Below are 8,840 nucleotides of genomic sequence, written 5' to 3'. Positions count from 1 at the left end.
ATGTCATGATATCTAGCAAAGGTTGCGCCAAACAGGCAACAGCGAGCCGCCGAATGTCGGGTCCGCTTCGAGTCGATAGCGGCCCTTTAAGGAAATGGCAGGCGCAGTTAGGCAATCGGTCGATTTGCTTGCCATTTCCAGGCTTTTCTAAAGGGCGTCTTCACGCCCTCGGTTTTCAATGATTGGCATTTGTTGCCTGCTCAGGCTGCGATATCCGCAATCTCGCCGTATTGGCATAGAACGCGTGGGCTGCTCATATCGCCGCTCTCCATGTCCACCATCACTGCATAAGCAGCGACACCAACGAACCTGTCTGCCATCGCGCCGGCGAGCCGTTCTGCAGCTGCGGAGTTCGAAGCTTGCCGCATTTCACCGGGAGCAATGTTCCCGCGCACTTTCTTAAATGGCATAACGATAAACTTCTCACATAATGACATCGGCAATCCTTTCGTTCTGTAAAACCGATGTTCTTATTTTGTTCTCCTGGGTTGTAAAGTCAACCGGACATCTGCCGACTCGGCTGCGCGTGTGGATATTGGTTGCCGCAGCGCCTACTGGAGCGCTGAAATCGAACCTTGCGGCGCCTGTGGACAACCAGTGGATTATCGGACGGGCATAGGCGCGTGGCCGGTGAACATGATCCGTCCACCAACGTGTAATTCGTCGATGCGATCCGCCGTAAACTCTTCCGGAGGATAACCAGCGGCCATGTTGTCAGAAGTAAGGTAGAGTTTGCCGTCTAGAGACCATCGGGCACGCTTAACAAGGGCCCGGTCCATCACGTTGAAATGGTAAATGCGCCCGTCATCGACTTCGGTTTTCGAGGCGTCGGCGATGAGCAGTGCGCCGTCCGGTATCGTCGGCCACATGGAGTCGCCGCGAGCTTCCAAGATGTAGCAGTAATCAGGGTTTGCGCCGAGGTTGCGAAGGAAGTCGCGAGCGAACGCCACTTCGCCGATCGGCATCTCATTTACGGGCACCAGTCCCCGGCCCGCGGAGGCTCGCGCGTCGAACCTCGGAAGCCGCACAACGTTGTCGGTCACCTCCGCTGGCGGATTCTTGCCAGAATCGCCCCGGCCGTCCTCGCCCATCAGCCAGGCGATGGAGACCCCCGTGGCTTGAGCGATCTCAATTACCGTTGATGCCTTAGGTTCGCTTTTTTCCGACACGTAGTCGGACAGCGTTCGCCTGCTCACGCCAGAAAGTTCGGCTTCCAGTTTATCCAAGCCACCAATCAATCCAGCGGCTTCGCGGATTCTTGCGCCTAAATCACTCATGCTTATTCGCAGATTTCTGCGTGACTAGCAGAAATCTGCTTGCCACATGGCAGAAAATTGCTATCCTCTCCATAAATACGGACCAAATCACCCATGAAAAGGGAGGCCGGCCAGGGCCTCCCTCATCACCACGAGGATCCACTATGCACCGGCCCCAGCAGGCGGACAAGAAGACCCGGAAGGCGATCGACAAGATTGCTGAGATGACAGCGATCAAAGGTCGGCTTTTTACCGCCGGCCTTTCTCTTCTCGATATCGATCGAACCTATCAGCTCCCGCGTGGAACGGCTGGAACGACGCTCCGGGAACCCAATGCGGCTGGGGAGAGGGCGATCGCTGCAGCTCTCGGTACAAGGCCACATCTGCTGTGGCGGTCGCGTTACCACGCCTCCGGTCTGCGGAAATCCCCTCAACCCCGCGAGAACTATGAGCGTCCCGCCACGATGGCACAACGCCAAAACGGCACGGCGGCATAGACATGCGCAACCCCTTCATTCCCTCACGCTCCCCGGTTTGCGAGCTTGCAAATCTGATCCTGATTTTCGGCGTGACGTTCGCGGGCTTGACGGCGGCGGCAGTTGCTCTGCTCGCGAGCGTGATGCCATGAGCTTGAATGTTTTCGACCAGAACGCGCTCTATCACGCGCATCTTCACGCCTGCTTTGCGGCAGTCCGGGAAGGCTTTCCGCACCTCGCGGTTGGCGAAATCGTTGACCCGCCGCACGACTGGTTTGACGCGGCGCTCGCGCGCCAGATCGTGATGCACCTCATGGTCACGGAACTGAAGTGGCCGAAGCGGCGCGTCGTCGAGGCCGAAAATCGTTCTCGCGAAGCGATCAACCGGGCGCTCCGCACGGTCGATGCGCGCCTCGGCAGTCTGCGCTTCTCCGCTCACTACAAGACGATGGCGCTACGCGCCCGCGCGCTCATCACCCTCCAAACGACAGCAGAAGAAGAAGTCGCATAATGGCCGAATTCAAACGCATCCTGATTTCAGACATCGTCATTCCGGAGCGGCTGCGCGCTGTTGAAGAAGAGCACGCGATCGCGATTGCTCAGAGCATCGTCGAGCATGGCCTGATCAACCCCATCACTGTTCGCAGCACGCCCAATGCGAAGGGCGGCAAATACACCCTTGTCGCAGGCGCCCATCGTATCCGGGCAGAACAGATCAATGAAGAGCCCGAAATCGACGCGATGATCGTCGAAGGTGACAAGGCCGAAGCCCAGCTCATTGAGATCACCGAGAACCTTTTTCGAAATGAGCTGTCGGTGCTGGACCGCGCCGTCTTCGTACAAACCTATCGTGATGTTTGGGAAGGCAAGTACGGGAAGGTTGAGGCGGGCCGACCCGGAAATCGCGCAAACCTTGCGCAATTACTGTCGGACGAGGCGGAAGCTGGAAGCTTTTCGAAGCACGTCGCGGATCGAATGGGTATCTCCCGGCGCGCCGTCGAATATCTGAACAAGATTGCACAGAACGTCCACCCCGATGTTCGCGCGGCAGTTCGCGGCACTCCAGTCGCCGATAATCAATCCGCCCTTCTGAAGATCGCCAAGATGGAACCGCAAAAGCAGCGCCAGGCAGCGATTGCCTTTCGGGCCGAGCCGGATCTGAAAAAGGCACTCGCGTTAGTCGAGCCTGCGCCGAAGCTCTCGAAGGCGCAGATCGAGCAGGCGACCCTGCTGTCTCGTCTCGTCACAGCCTGGGAAGACGCCAGTGAGGAGACCCGCAACCAGTTCCTCGCCCATATAGGCTTAGGCGATGAGCCGGACGTGCTGATGGCAGAAATCCGTAGCGAGGCCGGCGATGAGTAAACATCCCGCGCAGCTCGACTTCTTCCTGCAGCCGCTCTTTCCCGTTCGCCAGGCTGCTGTCACCATCGACATCGAGCGTTTCCGCGCAAGGCTGAAGCGGGCGATGGCGCAGGCGATCCGGGAATGCCCGCACAGCCGCGAAGTCGTCGCAGCTCGCATGGCGCAATATCTCGGCCTGCCGAACCTCTCCAAGACGACGCTCGACGCCTACACGGCGGAAAGCAAGGTCTCCCACGACATCAGCCTTGTCCGCTTCAAGGCATTCGTACGAGCGACGGGCGCTCTCTGGCTTTGGGATCTGATTGTCTCTGAGGATGGCCTGATCATGCTTGAGGGCGACGAAGCACGCCTGGCCGAAATCGCCCGGCTGCAACAGGAGCAGCGGGCGCTTGCCCAGGAGTTGAAGGCGCTCCGGTCCACTCCCATCAACATCAAGCGACGCGGACGATAAACGTGAAGCAGTTCTACACCATAGCCGAGTTGGTCGCTGCAAACCTGCCGGACCTTCCGCGCACGGAGAAAAGCCTCGACAACCTGGCCCGCGCGAAGTGGCGTGGGAACGAGGCGACGGCTCGGCGGGTGAAGGGCAAGACGAAGCCGGTATGGGAATATCACGTTTCACTTCTGCCGCAGGCGGCGCAAACGCGCTTGCTGATCGTCCATTCAGCTCCAGCAAACGACGACAAGGATCTGAAAGCGCAGGAGAAGAAGGCTCTCTGGCAGCGCTACGAAGCGTTGCCAGCGCATCAGAAAACGGTCTGTGAAACCCGTTTGAAGACTCTTCAACTGGCTGATGAGCTAGAGCGAGCCGGCATGTCCGCTAAGGCTGCGGTCCTCATGGCCTGCAACAAGGGCGGCGTCGAAAAGTCGGCGCTCTACGAGTGGCGCAGCAGGGTCGAGGGCATCGACCGCCAGGATTGGCTTGCTGCACTGGCGCCGAACTACACCAATGAACGGAGTCGCTCGGTCTGCCATCCAAAGGCGTGGGAATACCTGACGTCGGATTATCTGCGCGCCGAGGCGCCGAAGTTCTCCACCTGCTATCGCCGCATGATCAAGGTCGCCGAGAAGCAGGGATGGTCGCCGATACCGCATGAGCGGTCCCTTCGCCGCCGCCTCGATGCCGAGGTGTCCGCCGCAGTCCAGCAGCTCGCGCGCAAAGGCAAGGAAAGGTCAAAGGGGCTTTATCCGGCCCAGCGGCGAACGCGTTCGCACCTGCATGCCATGCAGATGGTCAACATGGACGGCCATAAGCTGGACGTCTTCGTGTCGGTGCCCTGGTCGGAACAGCCGGTTCGCATGTTCCTGCTCGGCATCCAGGACCTCTATTCCGGCAAGATCGTCGCATGGCGGATTTCCGACAGCGAAAACAAGGAAACGGTGCGTCTTGTCATCGGCGATATGGTCGAGCGCTTCGGCATTCCCGACCGTATTTACCTCGATAACGGCCGATCCTTCGCTTCGAAATGGATCTCGGGCGGTGCGGCGACCCGTTATCGCTTCAAGGTGCGAGAGGAAGATCCGGAAGGATTGCTCGTCACGCTCGGCATCGAGCCGCGCTGGACAAATCCCTATTCGGGCCAGTCGAAGCCGATCGAGCGCGCCTGGGGGGATTTGGCGGAGAATATCGCCAAGCACCCGTACTGCGCCGGCGCATACACCGGCAACAAGCCGGATGCCAAGCCTGAAAACTACGGAAGCCGCGCGGTTCCGCTTGAGGGGTTCCGCGCTCATGTTGCCCGCGAAATCGCCGAGCACAATGCCCTGGCCGGGCGCAAGTCGCAGACCTGCAAAGGCCGCAGCTTCGATGAGACGTTTCAGGCAAGCATCGACTCCGGAGCAATCGTGCGGTGGCCGACGGCGGCGCAACGTTCGCTTTGGCTCCTCGCGTCGGAAGTCATCCGGGCTCAAAAGGGCAGTGGGGAGATCCACTATCACGGCAACCGCTACTGGAGCCGGGAGCTGAACCAGTATGCCGGTCAGAAGGTGACGATCCGCTTCGACCCAGACAATCTGCACGGGTCGATCCGTGTCTACGATCTCAAGAATACCCTGATCTGCGAAGCGCCTTGCATCGCGGATGCCGGCTTTGACGATCAGGAGGCGGCTCGGCAGCACGCCCGCAAGCGCCGCGATTATCAGAAGGCAGTCGCCGCCGAGAAGGCCGCGACCGCAGCGCTCACTGCTGCCCAGCTCGCCGATCTTCTCTCCAAGGGCGAGCCCGCGACACCGCTGGCAGCGGAGCCGATCCGTCCGAAAGTAACACGCCTGTCGAGAGGCAATCTGGCGCTGAAGCAGCAGCCGGTGAGCGACGACGGCGCCTTCGAAGACAGTTTTTCGCGCGCCTTGTCCCGAGTGTCGGGCGAGCACGCGATCATCCAATTCCCGAAGGGGGATCGGTCGGGAGAGTAGTGCGTCCGACCGGAGTAGCAGAGCCGAAATGTAGTGCGTCCGGTTCCGACAAAAAAATTGGGCGGGGTTCAACCCCGCCCGCCAAATCAGCCCTCAAAGGGGCAAGACAAAGGAACCATAGTATGAACAAACACGTCGACACAAGTAGGATGACAGGCTGGGAACAGCCCGAACCCTCGATCGACTTTCTTTCCAAGCACGTCGACGACATCGACGACTGGCGGGCGATCCGCGAGCAGGTCGCGGAGTTGGCGATCGCCAATTCTTGGAGCAAGGCGGAAGTCACCCGCCGCAGCGCCATGAAGGAGGGTACCTTCAGCCAGTGGTTCTCCGGAACCTATCTCGGCCGCCTCGAAAACATGAACCGGCAAATGCGCCAGTGGGTGGATGCGGTCGTAGAAGCCGCCGGTATGCCTGCCATTCCGACGTCGCCGGCATTCGTGAAAACCCGCATCGCATCGGAAATTGCCCAGACGCTCCAATGGGCGCAAATGACGGCCGATCTCGTGATGATTACGGTCGGAGCCGGCTTCGGCAAGACAGCCACCTGCCGGCACTATCGAGCCACGCATCCGCATGTCTTCCATGCGACCGTAAGCCCCCATACTCGCACGGTTCACGGTATGCTGGTCGAACTGGCGGCGGAGCTGGAGGTTCACGAGAACAATCCCGCCAAGCTGACGCGCGCGATCGGTGCCAGGCTTCAACGCATCGGCGGCGGCTCGCTCCTGATCATCGACGAAGCACAGAACCTCGTCGACGACGCGATCAACCAGCTCCGCCATTTCTCCGACATCTACCAGTGCGGCATCGCGCTCGTCGGCAACGAAGAGGTCTATTCTCGCTTTGCCAAGCAGGCGGCGGGAAAATCCTATGCCCAGCTGAAACGCCGTATCGGCAAACACCTGAAGCGCCAGAAGCCCTATGCCGAAGATGTCGCCGCCTACATCAGGGCATGGGATGTGACCGATCTGGACAGCGTCAAGCTGCTGACAGGGATCGGCATGAAGGGAGGGGCGCTCGGCCAGATCGACAAGACGATGAAGCTCGCCAGCATGATTGCACTCGCTGACGATCGTGCCGTCACGCTCAGGGATATCCGGGACGCCTGGAAGAACCGCGACGTGGAGGATCTGGGATGAGCGCTGCCTTGATGCTCAGCACTGAGATTACCAACGCAAGGACGCGGTTTGACGGGCTGGTCTCTCCCGACCGTTTGAAGGACGCCGACGTCGTCGCGTTTCGCAAACACCTACAGATCCTCGGCAAGCTTGCTCAGAGCCTTGAACGCGAAGTGCAAATCTATCGGCTTTGTGAAGCCGGCAAGACAGGCAGGGAGGTTGTCGAACAACTCGCCGCCGAAGCTGCCGCCACCTTCGTCTTGAGCCGCGACGACAATGTCATCCGGCCTGATTTCGGGAGGAAAGCATGAGCTGCTCGGAACTCACATCCAGCTGCCTGATCGCAATCCGCGAGGAACTCAAGCCGCATGTTCACGGCGGGAAGTTCTTCACCAGCGAGGACGTCGGCAACCTTGTCCGCCGCCTCAACACTGCGATCGCTCTCGCTGAGGAGGTCGAGGAGGAGAAGCGCGACCTGGAGCGGCGGGAGCGTCTCACCGGCGGTCGCCAGCGTTGCCTTGCTGTGGTCGGCCCAAATGTCGTGGTCTTCCCAGGCCACGCGCCTTCGGGGGGAGGGCGCGCGTGAGCAACCCGCCTCCCGTTTCTCCGGTCAAGCGTCGCACACAAGCGGAGACCATCCGAACTGCCGTCGAGCGCGTCGTAAGCGCGCTCGGACATCTCGAAACAGTCACCCATACGGTCGGTGAACCCAGCGCGCATCGAAAGCTCATGCAGGCTGTTCGCAATCTGCGCGCCGCCGCCATCAAGCAAAGGAACAGGTAAAATGGAAGCAGTTCTTATCGAGCAACCGGACGCCGCCGAGGCCGCAGTTGGCGTCATCATCGTAAACGGTCGTTCTTACATGAACGATGCCAAGGGCAACCTGGTGCCGGTCGACAACGTGCGGGCAGAGGACAAGTTGCAGGACGAAACGGTACGCAAGATCATGGGATTTGCCCGCGATCTATCGGCGCAGATCGCTCGCTTCCGAAGTCACACCGTTGCCGACCTCGGTTCTTTCGACGCGCTCCTGGAACAGGAGTACGGCACGAAGATCGGCGGCCAGAAGGGCAATCGCACCTATCAGACGATCGACGGATGCCAGAAGGTCCAGGTGCAGGTTTCTGATCAGATCAGCTTCGGGCCGCAGCTGCAGATCGCCAAGACGCTGATCGATGGCTGCATTATGGAATGGTCCGAAGGAAGCCGTGATGAGATCCGCGCACTTGTCATGCGAGCGTTCAATACGGAGAAGGAAGGACAGATCAACAAGTCCGACCTGTTCATGCTGCTCCGCCTCGACATTTGCGATGAGCGCTGGCTTCGGGCGATGGAGGCGATCCGAAATTCAATCACGGTTACCGGCTCGAAGGAATATGTCCGTTTCTACGAGCGCGGTAGCCCAAAGGATGAGTGGCGCGCCGTTACTATTGATCTGGCGAAGGCGTGAGCGCGATGTCACTGCAATTAGACTCCATAGGATCGGCGGGTGAATTCCAGGCTCTCAATGAAGCGAGGCAGCAGCCCAAGCGTAAGGGTAATCGCAGAAAAAGCACGGTCATATACAGCCGCGAACCGCTCCTCGTAGTTTTGGTGTTCACCTTTATTCGGATCGAAATACGCGTCGAAACGCGCATGATCGCGGAGTATTGTTCGAACCAAATCGGTTTGTTCAAGCAATTCGTCGAAGATCCTGGTCGTAGTTCCGTCAAACAAGACAATGCCTTCCTGAAACTGTCGACGGAGCAGTACACTTTGTATCCGATCGAAACAGGGAAGGTAACGCTTGCTTACCTCCGTGAGCCAGTACCATTCAGGTGTCCCACGACACGGCGGAGGCAGCTCGCTTCCGACCTTATCGAAGTCGTGAAATTGAGATACGATATCCCTCAAATCCTGGATTTGGGGAAAAAGCGCGCGGCTCACCTTCAGCCGCTCTGGCCGCATTTGGATCATCACCAATTCGCGGTGGCGCCTTTCGCTTTCGCGATCGGTTCTTTCCATCGTTCGAATTGTAACCGCTGCAGCAAACACCGCAGCGAGACCAGTTATCAACGTCTGGAAGTCATAAATAAGGTTTCTCCAACTGTCTCCACCGCTCGAGCCCTGAACCGCTCGAGGCTCACCAAGGGTCACCGGAAACAGCAGGCCTGCCGCAATTACAATGGCGAATGCCCAAGCGAGCTTCTCTCTGTTGCTCTTCATGCTCTTTT

Annotated in this window: 12 protein-coding genes; 9 read left to right on the top strand and 3 right to left on the bottom strand. The window is 59.2% G+C overall.

The window, feature by feature from the left end; translation table 11 throughout:
* Positions 1 to 200: 200 nt before the first annotated feature.
* Both EFR00_RS25095 and EFR00_RS25090 read right to left on the bottom strand, forming a co-directional pair.
* Positions 201 to 437 (bottom strand): hypothetical protein, encoded by a 237-nt coding sequence (locus EFR00_RS25095; RefSeq protein ID WP_009993382.1) that lies wholly within the window; start codon positions 435 to 437, stop codon positions 201 to 203.
* 165 nt (positions 438 to 602) lie between these two features.
* Entirely contained in the window at positions 603 to 1,277 is a 675-nt protein-coding gene (locus tag EFR00_RS25090; RefSeq protein ID WP_086156315.1) for an XRE family transcriptional regulator, read from the bottom strand.
* Between the two features lie 143 nt (positions 1,278 to 1,420).
* On the opposite strand from EFR00_RS25090, the gene EFR00_RS25085 reads away from it, so the two are divergent.
* The 9 genes from EFR00_RS25085 (at position 1,421) to EFR00_RS25045 (ending at position 8,077) form a co-directional block, all read left to right on the top strand.
* Positions 1,421 to 1,753 carry a helix-turn-helix domain-containing protein gene (locus tag EFR00_RS25085; protein ID WP_009994523.1) on the top strand — a complete coding sequence of 111 codons (333 nt, stop codon included), beginning with the start codon at positions 1,421 to 1,423 and terminating at the stop codon, positions 1,751 to 1,753.
* A 127-nt stretch (positions 1,754 to 1,880) separates the two neighbouring features.
* Positions 1,881 to 2,243: a hypothetical protein gene (locus tag EFR00_RS25080; RefSeq protein WP_009994519.1), complete on the top strand. Its 363-nt coding sequence runs from the start codon at positions 1,881 to 1,883 to the stop codon at positions 2,241 to 2,243.
* On the top strand, positions 2,243 to 3,094 hold the full coding sequence (locus EFR00_RS25075; protein WP_077991841.1) for a ParB N-terminal domain-containing protein: 852 nt from the start codon (positions 2,243 to 2,245) through the stop codon (positions 3,092 to 3,094). The genes EFR00_RS25080 and EFR00_RS25075 overlap by 1 nt, the downstream gene beginning before the upstream one ends.
* Entirely contained in the window at positions 3,087 to 3,545 is a 459-nt protein-coding gene (locus EFR00_RS25070) for a hypothetical protein (protein ID WP_037140437.1), read from the top strand. The genes EFR00_RS25075 and EFR00_RS25070 overlap by 8 nt, the downstream gene beginning before the upstream one ends.
* A 2-nt stretch (positions 3,546 to 3,547) precedes the next feature.
* Positions 3,548 to 5,506, top strand: a complete 1,959-nt coding sequence (locus EFR00_RS25065; protein ID WP_077991845.1) for a transposase domain-containing protein — start codon at positions 3,548 to 3,550, stop codon at positions 5,504 to 5,506.
* A 122-nt stretch (positions 5,507 to 5,628) separates the two neighbouring features.
* Complete coding sequence (locus tag EFR00_RS25060; RefSeq protein WP_077991847.1) at positions 5,629 to 6,648, top strand: AAA family ATPase; 1,020 nt, start codon at positions 5,629 to 5,631, stop codon at positions 6,646 to 6,648.
* Positions 6,645 to 6,938, top strand: a complete 294-nt coding sequence (locus EFR00_RS25055; RefSeq protein WP_037140431.1) for a hypothetical protein — start codon at positions 6,645 to 6,647, stop codon at positions 6,936 to 6,938. The genes EFR00_RS25060 and EFR00_RS25055 overlap by 4 nt, the downstream gene beginning before the upstream one ends.
* Entirely contained in the window at positions 6,935 to 7,213 is a 279-nt protein-coding gene (locus EFR00_RS25050; protein WP_009995808.1) for a hypothetical protein, read from the top strand. The genes EFR00_RS25055 and EFR00_RS25050 overlap by 4 nt, the downstream gene beginning before the upstream one ends.
* Positions 7,214 to 7,411: 198 nt before the next feature.
* The gene (locus EFR00_RS25045; RefSeq protein ID WP_009995811.1) at positions 7,412 to 8,077 is read left to right on the top strand and encodes a DUF3164 family protein; all 666 of its coding nucleotides are present in this window, start codon (positions 7,412 to 7,414) and stop codon (positions 8,075 to 8,077) included.
* A 17-nt stretch (positions 8,078 to 8,094) separates the two neighbouring features.
* Here EFR00_RS25045 and EFR00_RS25040 read toward each other — a convergent pair whose 3' ends face one another.
* Positions 8,095 to 8,832, bottom strand: coding sequence for a hypothetical protein (locus EFR00_RS25040; RefSeq protein ID WP_077991850.1), 738 nt, complete (start codon positions 8,830 to 8,832; stop codon positions 8,095 to 8,097).
* Positions 8,833 to 8,840: the final 8 nt, after the last annotated feature.

It is taken from the genome of Rhizobium sophoriradicis, assembly GCF_003939025.1.
Taxonomy (GTDB): domain Bacteria; phylum Pseudomonadota; class Alphaproteobacteria; order Rhizobiales; family Rhizobiaceae; genus Rhizobium; species Rhizobium sophoriradicis.
The sequence above is the reverse complement of the archived record's forward strand: the minus strand, read 5'-3'. Positions and strand labels throughout refer to the sequence as shown.

What these genes read in the sequence shown, in the direction of transcription:
- EFR00_RS25095 (WP_009993382.1), bottom strand. Translation starts at nt 437, where the DNA reads ATGTCATTATGTGAGAAGTTTATCGTTATGCCATTTAAGAAAGTGCGC.
- EFR00_RS25075 (WP_077991841.1), top strand. Translation starts at nt 2,243, where the DNA reads ATGGCCGAATTCAAACGCATCCTGATTTCAGACATCGTCATTCCGGAG.
- EFR00_RS25070 (WP_037140437.1), top strand. Translation starts at nt 3,087, where the DNA reads ATGAGTAAACATCCCGCGCAGCTCGACTTCTTCCTGCAGCCGCTCTTT.
- EFR00_RS25060 (WP_077991847.1), top strand. Translation starts at nt 5,629, where the DNA reads ATGAACAAACACGTCGACACAAGTAGGATGACAGGCTGGGAACAGCCC.
- EFR00_RS25055 (WP_037140431.1), top strand. Translation starts at nt 6,645, where the DNA reads ATGAGCGCTGCCTTGATGCTCAGCACTGAGATTACCAACGCAAGGACG.
- EFR00_RS25050 (WP_009995808.1), top strand. Translation starts at nt 6,935, where the DNA reads ATGAGCTGCTCGGAACTCACATCCAGCTGCCTGATCGCAATCCGCGAG.
- EFR00_RS25085 (WP_009994523.1), top strand. Translation starts at nt 1,421, where the DNA reads ATGCACCGGCCCCAGCAGGCGGACAAGAAGACCCGGAAGGCGATCGAC.
- EFR00_RS25040 (WP_077991850.1), bottom strand. Translation starts at nt 8,832, where the DNA reads ATGAAGAGCAACAGAGAGAAGCTCGCTTGGGCATTCGCCATTGTAATT.
- EFR00_RS25045 (WP_009995811.1), top strand. Translation starts at nt 7,412, where the DNA reads ATGGAAGCAGTTCTTATCGAGCAACCGGACGCCGCCGAGGCCGCAGTT.
- EFR00_RS25090 (WP_086156315.1), bottom strand. Translation starts at nt 1,277, where the DNA reads ATGAGTGATTTAGGCGCAAGAATCCGCGAAGCCGCTGGATTGATTGGT.
- EFR00_RS25080 (WP_009994519.1), top strand. Translation starts at nt 1,881, where the DNA reads ATGAGCTTGAATGTTTTCGACCAGAACGCGCTCTATCACGCGCATCTT.